At 60.6% G+C, this 805-nt stretch carries 1 pseudogene; it reads left to right on the plus strand.

The features are described from left to right. Positions 1-805 (plus strand): annotated as a pseudogene (locus JYJ84_RS37430) (type IV secretion protein Rhs); the annotation flags it as partial.

Below are 805 nucleotides of genomic sequence, written 5' to 3' on the forward strand. Positions count from 1 at the left end.
ATACTGGGACGAGCAGGGGCGCGATATCGTGTTTCCGGCGGTGCCGCCGGGTGAGAGCCATTTCAGCGTGCCTGAAGGCATTTACCTGATCTGCACTGAGGGTGGCCACTATGTGGTCGAAACGGTCGATGGCGTGTATCGCGATTTCGGCCGTGCTCGTACCGATGCGGATCGTGAAGCGCTCAAGCTGTGGCGCCTCGAGGATCGGAACGGCAACTGGATCGAGGTGGAGCGAGAAGCTCACGATGAGGTTGTGCGGCCCGTGCGACTGCACGATAGCGCCGGTCGCTTGCTGACACTGTCCTACGACAAGTTGCATCCGCAACGTATTTCCGCGATCGAGCTGACCCGTGGTGTTGACGGTGAACAACCCGACACGTTGGTGCGGTACGCGTACAACCATGCCGGCGAACTGGTGGCCGTTACGGATCGTAGCGGCCATGTCGGTCGGCGCTTTGCGTATGAGCATGGACTGATGGTCCAGCACACGCTGCGTGGTGGCCTGCAGTGTTTCTATGAGTGGCAGGGTGTCGGCCGTGATGCACGTGTCGTGCGCCACTGGACCAATGACGGCGAAGCGTACAAGTTCAACGCGGATCTCGCTCAGCGTTCGGTGACGATTACCGATCAGATCGGTCGCGTTACGCGCTGGACGTGGAACGAGGATCAGCAGCCGACGAGCCATACGGATGCCGAGGGCCATGTATGGAAGCTCGAGTGGAACGCGATGCGGCAGTTGGTCAGTACGACCGATCCGGCAGGGAACACGACTCGCTTCGAATATGACGAGCGCGGCCGTCAGACT

It is taken from the genome of Burkholderia sp. LMG 13014 (assembly GCF_905232215.1).
Classification (GTDB): Bacteria; Pseudomonadota; Gammaproteobacteria; order Burkholderiales; family Burkholderiaceae; genus Burkholderia.